Consider the following 21,806-nt stretch of genomic DNA (forward strand, 5'->3'; position numbering starts at 1 on the left):
CATGTCTTTGCGCAGTGACCGATGGTTTAAACACCCGTCAAAGGAAACGCGATTCCAGCATCTGTCGGCCATGAGGGCTAATGGGCATGTTCCCGAATCATTTGTAGGCAAGCCGATAATTGGCATCTTCAACTCCTGGAGTGATTTGAATAGCTGTAATGCACCCCATAAAGAATTAGTCGAATTTGTCAAACGTGGAGTGCTGCTTGCCGGAGGATACCCGCTTGAGATGCATACGATCACGACGCCTGCTGATTTTATGAAGCCTTCGGATCTGCCTTATCGCAATTTGATGGCGATGGACGTTGAGGAATCCATTCGGGCATTGCCGATTGACGGCGCAGTGCTGCTTTGCGAATGCGATAAGACAACACCCGCCCAGCTTATGGGTGCAGCCAGCAGCAATATTCCTTCGCTGCAGCTTGCTGCCGGACACCGGGCATCGGGTTCCTTTCGCGGGAAGAAAGTGAATTATGGGACGGATCTTTGGAAGCTGATGGATGATTACAATGCGGGCCTTCTGACAGACGAGGAATGGAACGAGCTGGAGAAATGCATTTCATGCACGCAGGGAGGATGTCCCGTCATGGGTACCTCCTCTACGATGAAATGCCTATCGGAGATTCTCGGCATGATGCTGCCGGGCACTTCCACGATTCCGGCCACGCATGCCAGCCGTAAATGGGCAGCCGAAGAAACGGGCAAACGAATTGTTGCGATGGTTAGGGAAGAGTTGACTCCGGCTCGTCTAATGACCGAAGCCGCATTTGATAATGCCATCAAGCTGCTGGCAGCGCTTGGCGGCTCTACCAATGCCGTTATCCACTTAACTGCGATTGCAGGGCGACTCGGGATCCATATCCCCTTAAAGAGATATGAAGAAAGATCAAGTGAAATTCCGCTTTTGGTCAATCTTCAACCAAGTGGAGAGCACAGTATGGATGACTTTTTTGAAGCAGGCGGACTTGGCGCTGTGATCAGCAGGCTGCTGCCCCAGCTCGATGCGACCTGTCTGAGTGCACTGGAAACTACGCTTGAAGAATGTTATCGCGATTATCCCTCTTACCGGAATGATGTTATTTATTCTCTGGCCGAACCTTATAAAGTGGAAGCGGGCATTGCTGTACTAACAGGTAATTTGGCTCCTTCGGGAGCTATTCTGAAACGAGCAGCTAGTTCCTTAATCAATCATCAACATAGAGGCCAAGCCATAGTATTCGATAGCTATGAAGAGATGTATGAAACCATTGATAGCGAGCAGCTGGAGGTGGATGAGACCTCCGTGTTAGTTCTGCGAAACTGTGGACCGGTGGGAGCAGGGATGCCCGAATGGGGAGCGCTGCCAATTCCGAAGAAGCTGTTAAAGCAGGGAATTCGGGATATGGTACGAATCAGCGACGCCCGAATGAGTGGAACAAGCTTTGGTACGAATATTTTGCATGTTTCGCCGGAAGCCCAGCTTGGAGGGCCTATCGCTGCCATTCGAAGCGGAGATTGGATAGTGGTAGACCTCGATCACGGTACGCTTAGTGTAGAGCTTACGGACGCGGAAATACGCGAGCGTTTGCAGGATTGGTCGCCTGTTCGTCCCCATAAGCGAGGGTTTATGAAGCTGCATGCGGATCATGTTTTGCAAGCCGACGAAGGCTGCGACCTTGCTTTTCTGCGTCCAAATTCCAAAGAGGAAGCAAAATTTATAGAACCAACCGTCGGAAGAGGTTAGTGGGAGTTAGTCATTCACATACATGGAGTGATTCGAGGGGGAAACAACGATGAACAAAGCTCAAGCGTTTGCGGCTAGTCTGGGCCTGCCGGACAAAGAGCAGTATCAGCTCGCGACAAGTGCTAAAAGATTTGAAGATGGAGCCCATTACCGTGTGGAAATCCCTTCGGTAGAGGGTCCTGCCATTATGGAGAGCGTCATTGCAGAAGCCAAGCAATTTGGACTAAAGGTCAACCGAGTCTCTCAGGGCAGCGGAATTATGCTGTTAAGCGATTCCGAAATTGGCGATATGGTACAAATGGGCATGGCGGAAGGGATGGAGGTATGCCTCTTCGTCGGGCCTCGCATGAGCTTTGATATCGGAGCCATGTCTCTTAGCAGCAGCGGAAAGCTGCTTGGCGGGCGGCATGCCGGAATGGATCAGTTGCTATACGGTTTGGAAGAAATATTCCGAGCGGCGGAATTAGGCATTCGAAGCGTGCTTGTGGCGGATGAAGGCTTATTATGGCTGATCAATCAAGCGAAAATCAAGGGACAGCTGCCAGCCAATTTGGTTGTTAAAATTTCAGCGCTGATGAGTCCGACCAATCCGGTAAATGCTCGGATTTTTACGGAGCTTGGCGGCACTACCTTGAATTTGCCTGGCGATATTACACTTCCACAGCTGTCATCGATTCGAACCGTGGTTGATGCTCCGATTGATCTCTATATTGAGTCGCCGGATGACTTGGGCGGTTTTATCCGCAACTATGAAATTCCGGAAATTGTAAGAATCGCTTCGCCGGTTTATCTGAAATTCGGTCTTCGAAATGCAGCTAGCGTGTATCCGGCGGGGATTCACAACAAAGAGCTGGCTATCGCCCAGTGCAGGGAGAAAGTGCGCAGAGCTCATTTGGGCATTCAAGTTCTCAATCGATATCATTCGTCTGCCATTCAATCCGACAAGTTTGCCGAAGGGCTGGGAATTCCTTCAGTGCACTAATGCGATAACCCAAGGGATGGAGTGAATAGAGAAATGACTATAGAGCAGACTTATTTGAATTTTATTGATGGAAAATGGAGCGTATCCGCAACCGGAAGGTTGACGGAAAGCATTAATCCTGCCAATTCGTCTGAGATCGTCGGATATGTGCAAGATTCAAATGAAGCGGATCTTGATCTTGCGGTGAATGCCGCAAATCGTGCCAAAGAAGCATGGCGGAAGCTCTCGGGTGCGGCCCGGGGCGATTATCTGTTCAAGGCAGCCAACCTCTTGGAGGCAAGACTGGAAGATATAGCTGGAACCATGATGCGCGAGATGGGCAAGACCCTTGCGGAATGTAAAGGTGAAACGGCTCGTGGAGTTGCCATTCTTCGTTATTATGCCGGGGAAGGCATGCGGAAGACAGGTGACGTTATTCCTTCAACTGATCATGAGGCGATCATGTTCACAACTCGAGTGCCTCTAGGTGTCGTAGGTGTCATAACGCCGTGGAATTTTCCGGTTGCGATCCCGATGTGGAAAATGGCGCCGGCGCTTATTTATGGCAATACGATTGTCATAAAGCCAGCCATTGAAACGTCGATTACGGCAGCTAAGCTCTTAGCTTGTTTTGAAGAAGCGGGTTTTCCACCTGGCGTTGTCAATATGGTCACAGGTGACGGTGCTCTAATTGGAGGCGGTATTGCCAATCATTCCAATATTCAAGGTATTACCTTTACGGGGTCCAATAAAGTAGGGAAGCAGATTGGCCAAGCGGCTCTTTCGCGTGGAGCCAAGTATCAATTGGAGATGGGCGGAAAAAATCCGCTTATCGTCGCTGAAGATGCTAACCTCAATCTTGCCGTAGAAGCAGCGATTAGCGGCGGTTTGAAATCCACGGGACAAAAATGTACGGCTACGAGCAGGGTCCTCGTGCAAGCCTCGATTTATGAAGCATTCCGGGCGAAGCTGCTGGATCAAGTCAAACAATTGAAGCTGGGAAATGGGAAGGATTCCACCACATGGATGGGGCCTTGTGCCAATGAAAAGCAGCGTGATACCGTTCTTTCCTACATTAATAAGGGAATCGCGGAAGGGGCGAGCCTTCTCTATGGCGGAAGCATACCGGAGGATGAGGAATTGACGAATGGCTATTACGTGCAACCGACCGTCTTCGAAAAGGTAACCGTGGATATGACGATTGCCAAGGAGGAAATTTTTGGTCCGGTACTGGCGCTCATACCTTTTGTGGACTTGAAGGAGGCTTTATCGCTGGCCAATGACGTGGAATATGGACTGAGTGCCTCTATTTACACTCAAAATATTAGCCATATTCTGACCTTTATCTCTGATATGGATGCGGGCTTGGTACGCATAAATGCAGAAACGGCAGGTGTAGAGCTGCAGGCACCATTTGGCGGAATGAAGCAATCCAGCTCGCATTCGAGAGAGCAGGGGCAAGCGGCAATCGAATTTTTCACCTCAATTAAAACCGTTTTTTTGAAAGCTTAATGTAAATAGGAAAACAAGAAAGTCCCAGTGAAGCAAGAGCTCACTGGGACTTTTTAACTTAACTTTGACAGCTTGAAATCGATAGTAGCGGAGAAGGTTGCTATAAGTTGCCGTCGTAGTTTTTTTGTTATGCGACAAAGGGCTTGGGTCAACCCGCATTGTAGTTTTTTTGATATTGCCGAGGCGTAAGTCCGGTCCACTTCTTAAAAGTTGAGCTAAAGTGACGTTCCTCTTGATAGCCGACCAGCTTGGAAACCGCATAAATTTTATAGCTTTGGCGCAGCAGCTCCTTCGATTGTTCTACGCGATATTGATGCAAATAATCAAGAAAGTTAACGCCAAGCTCTTGCTTGAACAGCGAGCTTAAATAGGAATTGCTGACGAAGGTTTCCTTGGCAGCAAGCTCTAGTGTGAGATTTGTATTGTACTTTTGCTTAATCAGCTCAATGGTAGCATGCACGGTACGATGCAGTGACTTCTGGTTCGATACAGCCTCGACGATGCTTTGCACGATTTTTTGCAGAACGACGGAGCAGTCATCAAGCGTCTCCATGTTAGGGATTTGCTCGATCCAGTTCACGAAGCTGTCCTGCCATTCGATAGAGGCAACTTTGCGCTCTTGGGCGAATTTTTGCAGCTCTAAAATAAGACTTGTGGAGCGCAGATGAACCTCAGCTTTGGAATAGCTCGAATTGTTCCGAATATGCGACATGCTCGCTTCAATGGCATCAACTGCCTGCTCATAATGCTCGTTCTGCAAGGCGAGAAGCAGGTCTTTCTCGAGTCGATGCAAATAGGCATCGTCTAGAATGGAGCTTTTGGCAGCGGTCTGCTTACCAGTCTCGGCGTGAAAAAATATGCCGCCTCTTCCTTGATAGAATCTGGCTTCCATCGCTTCAATCGCTTGCTGGTAACCGATATGCGCATAATCAACCGAAGCAGCTGCAGAGCTGATTGATATGCTGATCGAGAGCTTCAGATAAGCTTCAAGATTAAGCTGGAGCTCCTTCATAGCACCTTCAATCGCCTCGTTGGTCGTGTTTTCTGGATAATTTCCGATCCATAACATCTCGTCGCCATGCCGAAACACCTCAAGCTTGCCATCGTACAACGGCCGAAGGGTTTCACCTGCAATATTCAGCAGCGCATATCTGATAAGCTCTAAGTCACGTTTGGATGCGGTGACGTTCTGCGCCTTGTTGGAGTCAATGCGGATCAGACCAACTTGAATGGGTCCGCACGAGAGCGTCATGTCCACTTCACTCATTACGCTGGATCGTTCCTCCAGAGGCATAAGCGGATGCTGAACCCATTGCGATAAAATCTGATTTTTCAGCAGATGAAGGTTGCGATTCCAGCTGCGGTTAAGGGCATTTAAAGCTTTATCTTCATTTTCGGATTGTTCAATTTTTTGCTTTAAGTCCATAATTACACGAATAATATCATGCGGCATACAAGGCTTTAAGAGGTAGTCCGAAACGCCAAGCTTGATCGCTTCCTTGGCATATTCAAACTCATTGTAGCCGGTAAGCAGCACAGAATGAAATTCATGGCCGGCTGCTTTGGCTTCACGAATAAGGTCAAGACCGTTTAGAAAAGGCATACGGATATCGGTCAGCAGCAAATCAGGGGGATTGTTATGAATCATTTCCAAAGCCTGTTTGCCATTCTCCGCTTCTCCGGCAATCTCAATGCCATACAGCTTCCAGTCGACAAGTGTAAGAATGCCTTCTCGGAACGATTGCTCATCCTCTGCAACGATCATTTTAAGCACCATTTCCATTGCCTCCTTGTTTAATTCGCAGTTGCACCCTTGTGCCTAAACCTTCCTTGCTTACGATCTCGAATTCAGCCTGTTCATAAAATAAAGCGAGCCTTTCCTTGATATTAGCCAGTGCCATCCCAGAGTGAGCGTCATCCGTTTGCAAGTTGCGCATTGGCTCCTCTACGCTTGGTTGATTAAGAAGGTATACCTGTTTCTCCGGCATGCCAGGTCCGTTATCGGTGACTTCTAGAATAATAAGCGAGTCCTCTGTATAACCCTTGATGTGAATATGTCCATTTCCGCCTGAGGGCTCGATGGCATGGATAATCGCATTCTCGACAAGCGGCTGCAGGAGCAGCTTAGGCATACGAAAGTGCTCAATCGAGGGCTCCAAATCAATCTCAAAATTAAACCTCGTCGTAAATCTTTTCTTTTGCAAAAATAAATAGTTTCGTACCAGCTCGATCTCATGCTTCAGCTCTACAAAATCGTTGCCGCTATTCAGGCTTAGTCGGAAAACTTGGGAGAGTGAGAGGACCATCTCGGATATTTCTTTATCCCCCTTCTGCACGGCGCTCCAATTAATCATATTTAAAGTGTTGTATAGAAAATGTGGATTAATCTGCGATTGCAGCGCCTTCAGCTCGGCTTCCTTCTGCTTCAGGCGCGAAGCATATACGTCATCAATTAAGGTTTTAATTCGTCCTACCATCGTATTGTACAAATGGCCGAGCCTTCCAATCTCATCGTTGCCGTTGAAGTGTACCCTCTGCGTAAAATCCCCCGTTTGGAGAGCCCTCATAGAGAACATCAGTTTTTTCATCGGATTCGTAATAATGCGGGCAATGACCCAAGAGACAACAATCGTGATGAGCGTAACGATCGCCATGATCGAGAAGGTGACGGAACCAATATGCTTCAATTCGAGTACCAGCTTGCTGCGATCTTGGATTACGACAGTTCGCCAGCCGGTAATATCCGATAAGGAATCTGAAACGATATAATGTTCATTTTCCTTTAGCAGCGCTAATCCTTTTGCAGGTTCGATGGCAGCTGTATTCATCTGATCGAACACAGGCAGCATTGTTATCGGCTTGCCAATCATGCGCAAATCAGTTGAGGCGAGTATGGTGCCTTGATCATTCATTATAAACTGTGTAGCTTCCTCATCGTCATGATATAAGGATTTGCTTAGCTTATCTGCGTCCATCCCTATAATTAAAAGGCCGCTTCGAACATAGTTGTAAAAGTTTTTGTACGGCTTCACTAAAACGATCTTATGATGGGTGTCACCAAGCAGAATACCATCCGAAGGGTAAAACATATCCCATATTTGTCCTGATTCTGTATTAGCGAGCCTCTCATAGTAACGGGTTTTCATAAAACGCTCAAGGCTGATAGCGCTTGCAATACCGGTCTGTGTAATCGCAAACGGTTGAGCGGGCACATCATCCTTCGTAGAGGGATAAAGCACTAGCGATTGGATCGTTTCACCGGTAACCATAAGCGGCAGCAAATTTTTGAACACCTGATCACGGCGCTGCTGCGTGTCGCCATTCATAACCATGCTTTGAACGGTCGGATTTAGAAACAAGTAATTAGAGAAGCTTAACGTGTTTTTGGCAAAATAGTCGAGTTGATCCTTTGTCTTGATCGCCATGTTCATTTGAGATTGATGAAGCTTATCTACCACTTCTCCCGAGGCAATGTAATAAGAATACAGCCCGGTAATCCCAACGGTTGCAATCAGAAGGGGAATGACTAAGGTAAGCAGTTTCCGTTGCAGCGTAATATGTCGAAAGGGAGTAAAAAAGGATCGCATCATGTTCACCTGTAGCATTCAGATTTGTGACTTCAGTATACCAAGAAATAAATCCAGTTAGGCTGATTTTGGGAATGATCCAAAAAATGAGGCATCTATTCTTAAATTTGGCTCATATTTTGTCGCAGATATAACACGTTATAATGGGGACAGATCAGGGAACGCCTGCTCAAATAAAAAAAGGTGGGGTAGCGATGAGAAAAATATGGATTTCGCTAGTAGCAATAATGATGGTTTTTACAGTAGCGGCATGCTCCGGCAATAATGGGAAAAACGGAAGCAGCGAAGCGACGAATAGTCCAACTAATGCAGCAAAAGAAACGGAAGCGCCGAAAGAGAAGGAGCCGGAGCAGGTAACGCTTAAGTTTTTCACAGCGCTGGCTGACCGCTCTAATGGAGCAGGTAAAATCGAGCAAGCAATCATTGATAGTTATATGGCAGAAAATCCAAATGTGAAAATAGAAGTAGAAGCGCTTCAAGATGAGCCTTATAAAGCGAAAATTAAAGTATATGCATCAACAGATGCAGTACCTGACATTATCCAGGCGTGGGGCCAAACCTCTTTTATTAAACCTTTGATTGATAACAACATGCTGCTTGAGTTAAATGAAGCAGATTTTGAGAGCAGCAACTTTGTACCAGGTGCAAAAGATGGATTCTCCCAAGATGGCAAACTATACGGATTGCCGCGCGGTACAGATTTCTTGGTTATCTACTATAACAAGAAAATTTTTGACGACAATAACTTAACGGTTCCAACAACAACGGCAGAATTGCTTGAAGTATCCAAGCAGTTGAGAGCAAAAGGCATTAACCCGCTTGCAACGAACGCAATGGAAGGCTGGTCACTGCCAATCTGGTTTGAGTATGCAGCACAGCGCCACACAGGCAATTTTGACAAAATGGATGCGGTATTGAAGGGTGAAGCTAAATTCTCAGGCGACGCTGACTTCCTTGCAGCAGCACAAGACATCGCTGCACTGGCAGAGAACAAAGCACTTGCAGACGGCTTCATGACAGCAGATTACGGCACTTCCCGCAACTTGTTCGGGCAAGGCCAAGCGGCAATGTTCGTTATGGGTAACTGGGAAGCAGGTCTTGCAACAGACGAGAACTTCCCTGAAGATTTCCGCAATAACGTAGGAGCGATCTCTTACCCAGCTTCTGATAAAGGTAAAGCAACAGATGTAGCTGCATGGTATGGCGGCGGTTACTCCGTATCGAAAACATCGAAGCACCCTGAAGCAGCAGTCGCTTTCTTGCAATATTTCTTCAAGCCTGAGAACTGGGCGAAGCAAGTATGGCAAACAGGATCAGGCACTCCGGCTCAGAAGTTTGATCAATTCCTGACAGGCAACGAAACAGCGCTTCAAAAACAATTGGTTGGCATTTTCAGCGCAATGACTTCTTCCAGCGGTACACCGGTACATGATAACGGTACGGATGAATTCAAGACAAAAGTAATGGAAGCTCACCAAAAGCTGTTTGGAAAACAAATTACACCTGAGCAGTTCTTAACAGAAATGGACGCAGCTGTTGGTGTTCTGAAGTAAACAAATGAGTTAGTTAGCTGATGGGGCAGCCGAATTCATTCGGTCTGCCCCGCCTTCTACCAAAGAGAGAGCGGGGAGAACCATGCACAAACTGATGAGCAATCGCATCACCATTTTTTGGCTAGTCGCACCGGGTTTTATGCTGTTTCTCTTCATGGTTTGCTTTCCTATCATTATGAGTGCATATTACGGTACGACGAATTGGACAGGAATCGGTGCTTACGAGTTCGTTGGACTCGAGAATTACCAAAAGATTTTGTTTCATGACAGCGTTTTTTGGCGTTCATTGCTTAATGCCCTACTGCTGCTTGCAGCTACGCTTCTGATTCAACACCCGATTGCGCTTTTGTTCTCCATATTTGTGATGTATGCAGGAAAGCTAGAGAAATGGTTTCGGGCTATCTTTTTTATACCAGCAGTTATTTCAATCGTTGTTACTTCGAAAATGTGGGTAAGCGTATTTCATCCGAACTTTGGGATGTTAAATAAATTGCTTGAAGGCGTTGGTCTAAGCACCTGGAAACAGGATTGGTTGGGCGATTCAAATATTGCCATTTGGTGCATTATCGTTGTGGTCATGTGGCAAGGCTTTGGTTATGCGCTTCTGCTTTATTACGCCGGGCTTCAAGGCATACCAAAGGATCTATATGAGGCGGCAGAGCTTGATGGAGCTGGAAGAGTAAAGCTGTATACGCGAGTTATCATTCCACTTCTCTCGCCAATGGTTCGAGTTGCAGTCGTCATCGCGGTTACGGCTTGCTTGAAGCAGATGGAAACCGTATTCCTCATGACGAACGGAGGACCTGCCAATACAACGCAATTTATTGGTAATTACCTTTATAAAACGGCGTTTTCCTCGTCGCTGTACGGCTATGGAAACGCAATATCCGTTGTGTTCGTTATCATTTGTCTCATTATTACGGTAGCGATGAACAAAGCGTTCAAAAAAGATGTTGGTGAGTTTTAATACTCACCCTTGTATATGGACATTTGGTATATGAATTATTTTAGGAGGCATGCCCGTGGAAGCTCTTGCAGCTAAGACCAATCGCCAAGCGAAAAACGGCAAGAAGAAGGACGCCGCATCGCCCGCATTAAAGGCCATTCTTCATCTCGTTTTATGGGTCGTAGCGCTTCTGCAAATTTTTCCGCTCATTTGGCTCATCAATTATTCCTTTCTGAAGAGCGGAGATTTTTTTGGCAGCGGCATATTAAAGTGGCCCAAAACATTTGAATGGAATAACTATGTGAATGCATTCAATTACGGGAGCGTTCCAAAGTTTCTATTAAACAGTGTTTTTATTACGACCGTAACCATCTTGGTTGCTGCATTTCTAGCGCTTATGCTCGGGTACGCGTTCACGCGGATGGAATGGAAGCTGCGCGGTCCTGCGATGGCGTTCATTATGCTCGGTATGATCGTACCGATTCATGCGACTTTGCTGCCGAACTTTATTTTGTTCGATAAGCTGAATCTCATTGATAATCCTTTGTCCTTGATTCTACCTTACATTGCTTTTTCGCTGCCAATAAGCTTGCTCATTATTTCGGGTTTTCTTGAAACCATTCCGAAGAGCATAGAGGAGTCGGCGGTTATGGACGGCTGTTCGGTCTATGGCGTTATTTTCCGAATTATTATGCCGATGACGAAACCTGCCATTGCGACGGTTTGTATTATGAACTTCATCAGCTGGTGGAATGAATTCATTATGGCCAATACATTTCTAACATCCGAAACCTTCAAGACGCTGCCATTTTCCATTATGAAGTTTACCGGTCAGTACTCATCCAATTATGGCGCACAGTTCGCGGTAATGACCATCATCGCTTTGCCGACAGTTATTATCTATTTATTGTTTACAGAGCAAATGTCACGCGGAATTACGGCTGGTGCAGTTAAGGGTTAAATGAGGAGAGTATAAGGAGGCTGAGGTAGCGTGCAAACACCTGTTACGGCAAATGCAGCAGTAAAGAGCTCGCGAAGAGAGAAACCGCTGTGGCGGCGGTTTCTGGCGCAATGGCAAGTACAGCTCATGATATTTCCAGCACTGATCTTTATACTCGTTTTTAATTATTTTCCGATGTACGGTGTCTTGATGGCATTTCAGGACTACAGCTTATTTAAAGGTTTTTTTGGCAGCACATGGGCGGGTTTTAAACATTTCGAAATGTTTTTTAACTCGCCGGATTTTTATAGAGTCATTCGGAATACGATTGTGATCAGCTTGCTTAAGCTGGTCATTAACTTTCCGGCTCCCATTCTGCTTGCTCTGATGCTAAACGAAGTAAGAAACATGGCCTTTAAAAGAATCATTCAAACGATCAGTTATTTGCCTCACTTCTTGTCATGGGTTATCGTGTCTGGTTTTACGATCTCCATATTGTCCGTGGATAACGGCAGCTTAAATATTTCACTGCAAGCGCTTGGACTCATTGATAAGCCGATTAATTTCTTGTCGTTGCCCGAATATTTCTGGGGAATTATCGTGACGACGAATTTGTGGAAGGAAATCGGATTTGCAACGATTGTTTATCTAGCAGCTATCGCAGGCGTGAATCCCAGCTTGTATGAAGCGGCTTCTATTGATGGTGCCAACAAATTCAAACAAATATTTTTGATAACGCTTCCATCAATTACTCCTGTTATTATTATTTTTCTAATTCTGAACATCGGAAGTTTATTGAATGCAGGGTTTGATGATTTGCTCTTGCTCGGCAGGAGTGCAATGCTCCGAGACGTGGCGGACGTCATCGATACGTATGCTTACCGGGTAGGTATTATTAATAACCGCTTCTCATATGCGGCGGCAGTTGGTCTGTTTAAAGCGATTATAAGTGTGGGCTTGCTGACGATGGCAAACTACATGGCTAGGAGAGCAGGTTCAAGCCTATGGTAATTCAGCGAACCTCTATCAATATTCAGAAAAGTGGTGAAGCCTAGTGAAGCTGAGCAGCAGCGATAAAGTATTGCAGGTTTGGATTTATATTTTACTAGTGCTACTTGGACTCGCTACGCTGTACCCGTTCTGGAACTCCGCGGTGATCTCCTTTAACGAAGGGCTCGACACGGCAAAAGGCGGAATAACGTTATGGCCAAGGGTGTTCACGATTGATAATTATAGAATCGTATTTCAAAATAACCGGATTATTGATGCGTTCCTAATCTCGGTGTCCCGTACCGTTGTCGGGACGTTGATCTCTATTTTCTTAACGGCCATCTTCGCTTATGGCTTGTCCGTTAAAGGCGTTATCGGTAAAAAATATTATATGATCTTTGCGATTATTACGATGTATTTCAGCGGGGGACTTATTCCCTTTTACCTGCTGAACCGCGAGCTTGGCTTAATGGATACGTTCTGGGTTATGGTCATTCCGACAGCGGTAAGCGTGTGGAATATGATTATATTCCGTACCTTCTTTATGGGGCTGCCTGATGGACTAGAGGAATCTGCGAAGATCGATGGAGCCAGTACGTTTGGGATCTTTTTCAAAATCGTATTGCCTTTATCTGGGCCTGTTTTGGCAACGCTTTCACTATTTACGGCTGTTTATCACTGGAATGACTGGTTTACAGCTACGATTTTTATTAATGACGCTAAGCTATATCCGATTCAAACTTTACTGCAGCAAATTATGAACTCCAACACGATGAGCGAGCAGCTCTCGATCGCTTCACAAGGAAGCGGTGCTGCCTCAGATGCGTTAAGCAGAATGCAGAGTGTGACGAGCAAATCCTTAACGATGGCTACGATGATGGTAGCGACGATTCCTATCGTTTTGGTGTATCCGTTCGTACAGCGTTTTTTCGTAAAAGGCGTAATGATCGGCTCCTTAAAGGAGTAATGTGGGTATTCGACCTTAGCGCTTTGGTGTTGGGTATGAGTATATATATTAAAAATTGGGAGGTTTACGAACATGAAAGGAAAAAAGCTGTTAACTGTGCTTATGACCGCTGGTCTTGCCGGTACTGTGCTTCTAGCTGGCTGCTCCAGTAACGACGGCGGAAAATCAAGCAATTCGGGCAATACAGGTAAGGAAGGCACGAATAAAACAGAGACTAGCAATGGATTTGTTTTGGGAGAAACACCGGTAAACTTTTCTTATTATGTTCATTATGATTGGTGGACTACGGAGCCGTGGGGTGCTAATCCGAATAGTAAATGGGTACAAGATAATCTAAAAGTAACCGTAGAGCCTATTCAATCCGGCGGCGCTGCAGCGCAAAAGCTGAGCACGATGATTGCGTCGAAGGAGCTTCCGGGTGCAATTATGATGGACCGAGGACCTGAAGTAGAACGATTGAGAGCTGCTGGAGCACTTGTTCCGCTGGATGATTATATCGACAAATATCCGAACCTGAAGAAATGGGCGGGCGAAGAGACGCTAAACATGCTCCGCTCGAGCGACGGCAAAATCTATCAATTCCCGAACTGGTATACAGCAGCGCCTACGGGCAACGGCGGCTGGTTTGTGAACAAGAAGATTTACGCAGACCTAGGCTCACCGAAGCTTGAAACAATCGATGATTTGTATGCTTACTTAAAGCAGGTCAAAGATAAATATCCGGACGTGATTCCATTAGAGGTAGGCGGCAACGGCTCGGGCGTTGAGGTAATGTTCCCTAGCTTCCAGGAGGGTGCAAACGGTGCGTTCCATTCCATGAAAGCATATCCTAACGGGGATAAGTTTGATACGATCTACAACAACGAAGCTTGGAAAGAAACAATGCTGTTCGCAAGCAAGCTGTTTAGAGAAGGCCTTATGACACAGGATGCGATGACTCAAAAGGATGATCAGGTAAAAGAGAAGCTTGCAACGGGCAGAGTAGCTGTATTTGTTGGCGGCAATGCGACTAATGTGGGACGCGAGGGCCATAACGCATTAAAAGCAAAAGATCCAAATGCAGGTTATGAATTTATTTGGCCAATTGCTAAATCAGGATTGGATAAAAACAAAATTTATCCAAACGGTTATAACGCACTAGGCTGGAACGTTAACGTCATTACAACAAGCGCTAAAAATCCAGAAGGTATTTTTGCGTATTTGGATTGGATGACGGGCGAGGAAGGCACTCGTATCATGTTCTTCGGGCCAAAAGGCTTGTACTGGGATGAATTTGATGCGGATGGCGCACCGATTCCGAACGACAAATGGTTCAGCACGCCGCAAGAAGAGAAGGACAAAGATAAGCTGGAAGCCTATGTATGGGCAGGAAATGCAACCTTTGTAGATACGAGCAAGCAAAAGATCGAGCAAACGCTGCCGGAAGAACAACGCAACTGGGGTTCGTTGGCACAGCTTAACATTGCATGGAAAACATCGATGAATATGACGCAATTCAACAACATCGATCCGGCTCCAGAGACGGATGAAGGAATTATTAATCAGCAAGTGACGGAAACAGCTAACGAGTATTTCGGAAAAATTCTGTTCGCGAAAAGCGATGCAGAGGTGCTTAGCTTAATCGAGGAAGCGAAAAAGACAACAACCTCGCTTGGCTTCGATAAAGTAAACGAGTATCGTACTGCAAGATGGCAAGAAAACCTTGCTTTGATTAACGGCAAGTAATTGTTGTAAATGAGCGAGCTCAGGAAGGCCGCTCCTAGGTAGGATTCTACCTAGGAGCGGCCTTCTTTTTGTTGTTGTAAGCACGAATGGGTTTCTACAACAGTATTTCGTACGTTCGCCAACGCCGAAATGAAGCTGTAAGCACGCATACGTTCTTAAACTGGACAAACTGAGGTTACTTTGTGACTGTAAGCACACATAGGTTCTTACAGCAGTGGTTCGCACGTTCGCCGATGCCGAAAAGAAGCTGTAAGCACGTATACGTTCTTACAGCGGACAAACTGAGGTTACTTTGTGACTGTAAGCGCAAATAGGTTCCTATAGCTGTGGTTCGCATGTTCGCCGACGCCGAAAAGAAGCTGTAAGCACGTATATGTTCTTACACCGGACAAACTGAGGTTACTTTGTGGCTGTAAGCGCAAATAGGTTCCTACAGCAGTGGTTCGCACGTTCTCCAACGCCAAAATGAAGCAATAAGCACGCATACGTTCTTACAGCGGACAAACTGAGGTTACTTTGTGGCTGTAAGCACACATAGGTTCTTACAGCAGAGGTTTGCACGTTCGCCAACGCCGAAATGAAGCTGTAAGCACGCATACGTTCTTAAACTGGACAAACTGAGGTTACTTTGTGACTGTAAGCACACATAGGTTCTTACAGCAGTGGTTCGCACGTTCTCCAACGCCAAAATGAAGCAATAAGCACGTATACGTTCTTACAGCGGACAAACTGAGGTTACTTTGTGGCTGTGAGCGCAAATAGGTTCCTGTAGCTGTGGTTCGCACGTTCGTCGACGCCGAAAAGAAGCTGTAAGCACGCATACGTTCTTACAGCGGACAAACTGAGGTTACTTTGTGGCTGTAAGCGCAAATAGGTTCCTACAGCAGTGGTCCGCACGTTCTCCAACGCCGAAAAGAAGCTGTAAGCACGCATACGTTCTTGCAGCGGACAAACTAAGGTTACTTTGTGGCTGTAAGCGCAAATAAGTTATTACAGCAGTATTTCGCACATTCACCAACGCCGGAATGAAGCTGTAAGAACGTATGCGTTCTTACACCGGACAAACTAAGGTTACTTTGTGGCTGTAAGCGCAAATAGGTTCTTACAGCAGTGGTTCGCATGTTCGCCGACGCCGAAAAGAAGCTGTAAGCACGCATACGTTCTTACAGCGGACAAACTGAGGTTACTTTGTGGCTGTAAGCACACATAGGTTCTTACAGCAGTGGTTTGCACGTTCGCCGACGCCGAAAAGAAGCTGTAAGCACGTATATGATCTTACACCGGACAAACTGAGGTTACTTTGTGGCTGTAAGCGCAAATAGGTTCTTACAGCAGTGGTTTGCACGGTCGCCTCCGCCGAAATGAAGCTGTAAACACGTATATGTTCTTACAGCGGACAAACTGAGGTTACTTTGTGGCTGTAAGCGCAAATAGGTTCCTACAGCAGTGGTTCGCACGTTCTCCAACGCCGAAAAGAAGCTGTAAGCACGCATACGTTCTTAAACCGGACAAACTGAGGTTACTTTGTGGCTGTAAGCGCAAATAGGTTCTTACAGCAGTGGTTTGCACGTTCGCCGACGCCGAAAAGAAGCTGTAAGCACGTATACGTTCTTACACCGGACAAACTGAGGTTACTTTGTGACTGAAAGCACACATAGGTTCTTACAGCAGTGGTTTACACGTTCGCCGACGCCGAAATGAAGCTGTAAGAACGTATACGTTCTTACAGCGGACAAACTGAGGTTACTTTGTGGCTTTAAGCGCAAATAGGTTCCTATAGCTGTGGTTCGCATGTACGCCGACGCCGAAAAGAAACTGTAAGCACGCATACGTTCTTACAGCGGACAAACTGAGGTTACTTTGTGACTGTAAGCACACATAGGTTCTTACAGCAGTGGTTTGCACGTTCGCAGACGCCGAAAAGAAGCAGTAAGCACGCATTGATGCTTACAATTCACAAATATAATTCATATGCAATAGCCCTTTCGAGTCATGTTTTTACCCTCCCTATCGAGGGAGAATAGGAGATAGAAAAAAAGTAATATAACCTATGGAAGCCGAGGCGAATGATGTGGAAGAGGATTTGGCTAAGAAAAAATCATTTTGGTTGTTTGTGGCTTGGGCTGCAGCAGTTTTGGCGACGGCGGGAAGCTTGTATTTGAGTGAGGTTATGCATTTTGCACCATGCAGCTTATGCTGGTTCCAGCGAATATTCATGTATCCATTGGCACTTATACTAGGCATAGCCTACTCTAAGGGAGATGAAGGCATCGTATCGTACGCACTGCCTTTAGTTGTAATTGGTGGAGGCTTCTCGCTTTATCATACGGTGCTGCAAAAGCTGCCGCATGATTCTCCGCTTGCCGCATGCGGCCCCGTTTCTTGTCAGGGAGACTATTTGAACTGGTTTGGATTTATTACCATTCCAATGCTGGCTCTCGTGGCGTTTTTGATCATTTTGACGGCGCTGCTTCGCTTGAAGAAGCTTAATAAACAGTCATAGTTTTAAGAAAAAGGCAGCTGAGCAGCTCAAAAAAATTGAGTGCACAGCTGCCTTTATTGCCATTGTTTATAAAGCTAAACGCGTATCGTCGCAAGATCATTTCTCTAACGAACTGTATTATGCTTATTATGATAAAAACTACTTTTCTTTCATTTTAACGAACCGTATTAGCACTTTAGGTTGATTTATAGGGTGTCATGAGTCAATTTTCTCGAAATAAAGATTCTGGAGTTCGTTACAATTTTAATCCATAACAAATGGTTTAATTAAGACCTACTGGTTTCGTTATCTATATGGATGATAAGGGGAGAACATCGTTTTGCCTAAGCTCCATCTGAAAAAAAGCAGAAGCTGTTCCAAGCGTAGATCAATCTACGCTTAGAACAGCTCCGTTTACGCCTCGGCTTAAAGTTGTTTCAAAAATTCAACAATCGTCAGAAGTCCCTTGTCAAAGTTCTCAAGGTTGAAATGCTCATTAGGAGCATGCAGATTTTCGTCTGGAAGCCCGAAGCCCATCATGACGACAGGAGCGCCTAATACGCGGGAGAATGTCTCGACAATTGGAATCGATCCGCCATCCTTCGTGAAGAGCGCGCGAGTGCCATATACTTTTTCGTAAGCATCGGCTGCCTTTTGGAGCATTGGATTGGATGGGTCCATGTCGAAGGCACGAGCTTTTTCGCCGCGTTTTATAATTAGCTTGGCACCGGACTGAACATGCGATTCCAGATGAGTTACAATACGCTCTAATATTTGAGCCGGGTCCTGATCGCCAACTAGACGACAAGTGATTTTGGCGTGAGCTTCTTTTGGAATAACCGTTTTCGAACCTTCGCCTTGAAACCCGCCATAAACGCCATTTAGTTCAAGAGTTGGCCTTGCACCTGTTCGCTCAACAAAGGAATATCCTTCTTCCCCGTACAAGGCGTCAAGATCGAGATTTTTTCTTAATTCTTCTTCATTATGATTTTGCTTTAGGAACTCTTCACGCATAGAAGCGGAAAGCTCTGGCACACCTTCATAGAAACCTTCGATTGAAACTCTGCCTTGATCATCATGCAACGAGCTCAGCAAGGAAATCATGGCGTGAAGGGCGTTCGGAACGCCGCCGCCGAATGTACCAGAATGCAGATCGGTATTGGCAGTAAGTATCGTTACTTCAAGGGAGCACAGTCCGCGCAGCCCAGTAGAGATAGCAGGTTTTCCTTTTTCAAGAAGCGATGTATCTGAGATGACAATGACGTCAGCTTTCAGCTTATCCGCATTCGTCTCCATAAAGGTCGGCAGATTAGGGCTTGAAATTTCTTCCTCGCCTTCAATACAAAACTTAACGTTGACTGGAAGCGCATTTTCTTGGTTTAGAAGCGCCTCAACCGCCTTTACATGCAGGAAAAGCTGGCCTTTATCATCGGTTGCACCACGAGCATATAATTTGCCATCGCGGATGGTTGGCTCAAAAGGAGGAGTCTCCCAAAGGTTAAGCGGATCTACAGGCTGCACATCATAATGGCCGTAGATAAGTACTGTCGGTTTGCCTGGTGCATGGATATGCTCGGCGTACACGATGGGATGCCCAGCGGTAGGATGGATCTCCACATTCTCAAGACCAGCCTTCTCTAATTTGGCTGCAACCCATTTGGCTGCTTCGTTCATGTCATTTTTATGAGTGGATAAAGCTGAAATACTCGGGATCGTCAAAAACTGCTTCAGCTCATCCAAATGTTGTTCTCTTAGGTTCTGAAAATAGGATTCATAGCTCATTGGATAGTTGCTCCTTACATTTGGTATAGACTAAGTATACGTCTACAAGCGAATAAGTAAAACAGCTGCAAAATTTAATTCGTGTATTGCGGGCAGCAAGCTGTTATCCGCGCTTATAAATAATTAGTATCCAGCAAAGAAATAAATTGTTTGGCCGCAGGGGAAAGATGCTTATTCCTATGATAGACATAACTAATTCCTCTATTGAATTTTACTCCTTTAATGTTCACCTTCACCAATAAGCCGCTTTTGATCTCCTGTTGAATAGCAAAGCTAGAAACAATAGATACCCCAAGCTCATGAATAACCCCTTGTTTAATTCCTTCTAAATTGCTAATTTCCATTTGTGTAGGAAACTCAAGGCCGTACTCAGCAAATTTTTTCTCTAAGTAAATACGTGTTGCTGATTTATCAGGTTTAATAATTAATCTTTCGTTGACCAAATCTTCGAGTGTGCACTCTTGTTTATGGGCAAGCGGGTGCAAGGGGTTCACAATTAAGACAAGCTCATCCTCGTAAAAGGTTTTACGCTGAAAATGGGATTCATCGATTTCAATACGATCAGAAATAATTAAAAACTCTACTTTGTTGGATTCCAACATATGAACAAGGTGATTTGAAGCTGTAATGTTCATGTTTATTTTAATCTGCGGAAATTTTTTGGTATAACCTTTAAGGATCATAGGAAGCAAATAAACGCCTACAAAATTGCTCGCACCAAACGATAAAGTTCCGTATGATAAGTCTTCCAGCTGCTTAATATGGTCTTTGGCTGTATGAAGCAGGTTTATAATTTGCTCTGCGTATGGCTTGAAATTTTCTCCCTGTTTCGTCAAATAAAGCTTCTTGCCAATTCGATCAAATAGAGGAACGCCAAGCTCTTCTTCTATACTTTGAATTTGCATACTTACCGATGGTTGTGAGCAGTAGAGAATTTCCGCTGCTTCTGTAAAGTTTAAGCATTCTGTTAGCGTAATAAAGGTCTGAAGTTTATTGATATTCATTTCCACGACACCTTTCGACTTATCATTTAAAATCAATCTATAACAAAACGTTATGGTTATTCAAAGTTAATCAAATTGTATTATATTTTCCGGTTTTATAAAATGAAAACGGTAACATTATTAGTTTGAGGAGGATGCAAGATGAGTGAAGTCTCGCGAGATGTAGAAAATGAGACTAAAAAGCCGCCTATGAAGAAAAAAGGGAAGCTTGAAGAAGGAATGCAAAGATTTGGTATTCCACTTGCACTTATTGTGGGGCTGCTTTTGTTCTTTATGCCTACACCGGAAGGCATGAGCTTAGAAGCCCAAAGAGCAATTGCAATATTTACAGGTGCATTGATTTTATGGATTACGACTCCGCTGCCTATTTACTTAACATCTATCATCGCTATTTTGCTTCTTCCGTTAGTAGGAGCAGTTGAAGATCAAGAAGTGGCATTCGGTACGTTAGGATTTGATGTGATCTGGCTGATGGTTTCCGCATTCATCCTCACTTCCGCCATGATAAAATCAAATTTGGGTAGACGCTTATCCTTATGGATGGTCACGCAGTTTGGTAAAACGCCAAAAAAGACATTGTTTTTATTAATCGTCATTAATTTTATTTTAGCTTTTTTTGTTCCTTCAACTACAGCAAGAGCTACGCTCATGGTGCCTATATGCTTGATTTTATTAGAGGTGTATAAAGCGCTGCCGGGTGAGAGCAATCTTGGAAAAGTAATGATGCTTCAAGGCGTGCAAGCAGATGCGCTTGCTACCTCGGGTGTTATGACCGCTACTTCTGGCAATATCATAGCTGTTGGTTTCATTAATGAACAAGCGGGCGGCGATATTGGTTATATGGATTGGCTTCTCGCCTCTATGCCAACTGCAATTATTACGATGATGATTACGTTCTTCATTGGTTTAAAGCTCTTCTCCATCAAAAGTGAAGCCCACTTCGATCATGCGAGGGGAACGTTAAAAAATGAATTGCTAAAATTAGGTTCCTTTTCTTTAGATGAGAAAAAGGCAGTAACGATATTCCTCCTTACGGTGGCATTATGGGCTACAGGAGATTACCATAACGCTTGGTTTGGCTTTGAACTCAGTACAGAACAGACCGCTGTACTCGCAGCACTTCTCTGTTTGCTTCCAAGGGTAGGTTTGTTGACCTGGAAAGAAACGAACATCAAATGGGAGCTCATGATTTTTGCAGCAGGTGCTTATGCAGTAGGTAATGCATTGGATAAATCCGGCGGCGCAGAATGGATTATTGGAAAAGTAGTCGCTGCGCTCGGATTGGAGAGCATGAATCATGTTTGGGTATATGTCGTTGTCGTATTCCTTAGCATGTACAGCCATCTTATATTTACGAGTAAAACAGTGAGGGTCACTATATTAATACCAGCATTCATCGCTTTAGCAAAAACGCTCGGTATGGACCCTGTGCCTCTCGCATTAGCAGCAGCTATGACCATGACTTATACCATTACACTTCCGCCGCATTCGAAGGTAAATACGATTTATTTTGGAACAGGATACTTCTCCGTGTTGGATCAAGTGAAATATGCGGTAGTTACTTGTTTTGTCGGAGCATGCGTAATTAGCTTGGCAATCTTTACTTGGTTTAAAGTAATCGGAATATAGAGAGA

General features: G+C 45.1%; 15 protein-coding genes. 11 read left to right on the forward strand and 4 right to left on the reverse strand.

Annotation, left to right across the window (positions count from 1 at the left end):
• Window position 1 precedes the first annotated feature (1 nt).
• Genes ACIFSR_RS33040 through gucD form a run of 3 tightly spaced genes read left to right on the forward strand, consistent with a single transcriptional unit; the run spans window position 2 to window position 4,196 of the window.
• The gene (locus tag ACIFSR_RS33040; RefSeq protein ID WP_430063400.1) at window positions 2–1,723 is read left to right on the forward strand and encodes a dihydroxy-acid dehydratase; all 1,722 of its coding nucleotides are present in this window, start codon (window positions 2–4) and stop codon (window positions 1,721–1,723) included.
• A gap of 49 nt (window positions 1,724–1,772) precedes the next feature.
• A complete protein-coding gene (locus ACIFSR_RS33045; protein WP_339205063.1) occupies window positions 1,773–2,705 on the forward strand; it encodes a hypothetical protein in 933 nt (310 codons plus the stop codon).
• Window positions 2,706–2,738: 33 nt separating this feature from the next.
• Window positions 2,739–4,196 (forward strand): alpha-ketoglutaric semialdehyde dehydrogenase GucD, encoded by a 1,458-nt coding sequence (gene gucD / locus ACIFSR_RS33050; protein ID WP_430063402.1) that lies wholly within the window; start codon window positions 2,739–2,741, stop codon window positions 4,194–4,196.
• Between the two features lie 148 nt (window positions 4,197–4,344).
• On the opposite strand, the gene ACIFSR_RS33055 is transcribed toward gucD, so the two are convergent.
• Both ACIFSR_RS33055 and ACIFSR_RS33060 read right to left on the reverse strand, forming a co-directional pair.
• Complete coding sequence (locus ACIFSR_RS33055) at window positions 4,345–5,973, reverse strand: response regulator transcription factor (protein WP_430063404.1); 1,629 nt, start codon at window positions 5,971–5,973, stop codon at window positions 4,345–4,347.
• The gene (locus ACIFSR_RS33060) at window positions 5,963–7,786 is read right to left on the reverse strand and encodes a sensor histidine kinase (RefSeq protein WP_430063406.1); all 1,824 of its coding nucleotides are present in this window, start codon (window positions 7,784–7,786) and stop codon (window positions 5,963–5,965) included. The genes ACIFSR_RS33055 and ACIFSR_RS33060 overlap by 11 nt, the downstream gene beginning before the upstream one ends.
• A gap of 191 nt (window positions 7,787–7,977) precedes the next feature.
• Here ACIFSR_RS33060 and ACIFSR_RS33065 point away from each other — a divergent pair, with 191 nt between their 5' ends.
• The 7 genes from ACIFSR_RS33065 to ACIFSR_RS33095 all read left to right on the forward strand — a co-directional run bounded on the left by ACIFSR_RS33065 (window position 7,978) and on the right by ACIFSR_RS33095 (window position 17,407).
• A complete protein-coding gene (locus tag ACIFSR_RS33065; protein ID WP_339205059.1) occupies window positions 7,978–9,336 on the forward strand; it encodes an ABC transporter substrate-binding protein in 1,359 nt (452 codons plus the stop codon).
• 82 nt (window positions 9,337–9,418) lie between these two features.
• Window positions 9,419–10,303: a carbohydrate ABC transporter permease gene (locus ACIFSR_RS33070; protein ID WP_430063408.1), complete on the forward strand. Its 885-nt coding sequence runs from the start codon at window positions 9,419–9,421 to the stop codon at window positions 10,301–10,303.
• Between the two features lie 55 nt (window positions 10,304–10,358).
• Complete coding sequence (locus ACIFSR_RS33075) at window positions 10,359–11,243, forward strand: carbohydrate ABC transporter permease (RefSeq protein WP_339205057.1); 885 nt, start codon at window positions 10,359–10,361, stop codon at window positions 11,241–11,243.
• A gap of 126 nt (window positions 11,244–11,369) precedes the next feature.
• A complete protein-coding gene (locus ACIFSR_RS33080; RefSeq protein WP_339209762.1) occupies window positions 11,370–12,233 on the forward strand; it encodes an ABC transporter permease in 864 nt (287 codons plus the stop codon).
• Window positions 12,234–12,276: 43 nt separating this feature from the next.
• Complete coding sequence (locus ACIFSR_RS33085; RefSeq protein ID WP_076267345.1) at window positions 12,277–13,179, forward strand: carbohydrate ABC transporter permease; 903 nt, start codon at window positions 12,277–12,279, stop codon at window positions 13,177–13,179.
• Window positions 13,180–13,251: 72 nt separating this feature from the next.
• Window positions 13,252–14,904: an extracellular solute-binding protein gene (locus ACIFSR_RS33090; RefSeq protein ID WP_339205056.1), complete on the forward strand. Its 1,653-nt coding sequence runs from the start codon at window positions 13,252–13,254 to the stop codon at window positions 14,902–14,904.
• A gap of 2,050 nt (window positions 14,905–16,954) precedes the next feature.
• Window positions 16,955–17,407, forward strand: a complete 453-nt coding sequence (locus ACIFSR_RS33095) for a disulfide oxidoreductase (RefSeq protein WP_430063411.1) — start codon at window positions 16,955–16,957, stop codon at window positions 17,405–17,407.
• Between the two features lie 405 nt (window positions 17,408–17,812).
• Here the strand turns inward: ACIFSR_RS33095 and ACIFSR_RS33100 are convergent, their stop codons facing one another.
• Together ACIFSR_RS33100 and ACIFSR_RS33105 are read right to left on the reverse strand one after the other, a co-directional pair.
• Window positions 17,813–19,168 (reverse strand): dipeptidase, encoded by a 1,356-nt coding sequence (locus tag ACIFSR_RS33100; protein WP_430063413.1) that lies wholly within the window; start codon window positions 19,166–19,168, stop codon window positions 17,813–17,815.
• Between the two features lie 113 nt (window positions 19,169–19,281).
• Window positions 19,282–20,172 (reverse strand): LysR substrate-binding domain-containing protein, encoded by an 891-nt coding sequence (locus ACIFSR_RS33105; protein WP_430063415.1) that lies wholly within the window; start codon window positions 20,170–20,172, stop codon window positions 19,282–19,284.
• A 141-nt stretch (window positions 20,173–20,313) separates the two neighbouring features.
• Between ACIFSR_RS33105 and ACIFSR_RS33110 the strand changes: the two genes are divergently transcribed.
• Window positions 20,314–21,801, forward strand: a complete 1,488-nt coding sequence (locus tag ACIFSR_RS33110; RefSeq protein ID WP_430063417.1) for an SLC13 family permease — start codon at window positions 20,314–20,316, stop codon at window positions 21,799–21,801.
• Window positions 21,802–21,806 lie beyond the last annotated feature (5 nt).

Source organism: Paenibacillus sp. NRS-1760 (assembly GCF_050467785.1).
Classification (GTDB): Bacteria; Bacillota; Bacilli; order Paenibacillales; family Paenibacillaceae; genus Pristimantibacillus.

Excerpts from the sequence above, each read along its gene's own strand:
- ACIFSR_RS33110 (WP_430063417.1), top strand. The coding sequence starts at position 20,314 with ATGAGTGAAGTCTCGCGAGATGTAGAAAATGAGACTAAAAAGCCGCCT.
- ACIFSR_RS33065 (WP_339205059.1), top strand. The coding sequence starts at position 7,978 with ATGAGAAAAATATGGATTTCGCTAGTAGCAATAATGATGGTTTTTACA.
- ACIFSR_RS33045 (WP_339205063.1), top strand. The coding sequence starts at position 1,773 with ATGAACAAAGCTCAAGCGTTTGCGGCTAGTCTGGGCCTGCCGGACAAA.
- ACIFSR_RS33095 (WP_430063411.1), top strand. The coding sequence starts at position 16,955 with ATGGAAGCCGAGGCGAATGATGTGGAAGAGGATTTGGCTAAGAAAAAA.
- ACIFSR_RS33070 (WP_430063408.1), top strand. The coding sequence starts at position 9,419 with ATGCACAAACTGATGAGCAATCGCATCACCATTTTTTGGCTAGTCGCA.
- ACIFSR_RS33060 (WP_430063406.1), bottom strand. The coding sequence starts at position 7,786 with ATGATGCGATCCTTTTTTACTCCCTTTCGACATATTACGCTGCAACGG.
- gucD (WP_430063402.1), top strand. The coding sequence starts at position 2,739 with ATGACTATAGAGCAGACTTATTTGAATTTTATTGATGGAAAATGGAGC.
- ACIFSR_RS33090 (WP_339205056.1), top strand. The coding sequence starts at position 13,252 with ATGAAAGGAAAAAAGCTGTTAACTGTGCTTATGACCGCTGGTCTTGCC.
- ACIFSR_RS33040 (WP_430063400.1), top strand. The coding sequence starts at position 2 with ATGTCTTTGCGCAGTGACCGATGGTTTAAACACCCGTCAAAGGAAACG.
- ACIFSR_RS33105 (WP_430063415.1), bottom strand. The coding sequence starts at position 20,172 with ATGAATATCAATAAACTTCAGACCTTTATTACGCTAACAGAATGCTTA.
- ACIFSR_RS33100 (WP_430063413.1), bottom strand. The coding sequence starts at position 19,168 with ATGAGCTATGAATCCTATTTTCAGAACCTAAGAGAACAACATTTGGAT.
- ACIFSR_RS33055 (WP_430063404.1), bottom strand. The coding sequence starts at position 5,973 with ATGGTGCTTAAAATGATCGTTGCAGAGGATGAGCAATCGTTCCGAGAA.
- ACIFSR_RS33080 (WP_339209762.1), top strand. The coding sequence starts at position 11,370 with ATGATATTTCCAGCACTGATCTTTATACTCGTTTTTAATTATTTTCCG.